Raw genomic sequence first — 290 nt, 5'->3', positions numbered from 1 at the left:
CCGCCGCAGCCGCGGCGGCGACCGACCTGCTGCCGACCAACATTCCGGACCTGGAGGCGTGACATGGCGAGGGTGCGGGCTCGAATAGCGGCGTTCCTGCTCGCGCTCGGCGTACTCGCCGGGGCCACCATCACCTGGCCGGTGCTGGGCGGGGCACCAGCGCAGGCCGCCACACCGCTCGCAGCCCAGGCGCGCGCCGACCTCTGCACCACCCCGGAATGGCAGGCCGACTTCCGCGCCTGCGTCAAGAAACTGAGCGATGTTACATCGGATCGCGCGCAATGCTTGGA

Annotated in this window: 1 pseudogene; it reads left to right on the top strand. The window is 71.0% G+C overall.

The features are described 5' to 3' along the window. Nucleotides 1-63: 63 nt before the first annotated feature. Nucleotides 64-290: pseudogene (locus ACLQ29_RS35530) on the top strand (MFS transporter); the annotation flags it as partial.

It is taken from the genome of Micromonospora sp. DT228, assembly GCF_049841595.1.
In the GTDB taxonomy this organism is placed as follows: Bacteria; Actinomycetota; Actinomycetes; order Mycobacteriales; family Micromonosporaceae; genus Micromonospora.
Note: the sequence above shows the minus strand (reverse complement) of the source record. Positions and strands in the feature narration are given on the sequence as shown.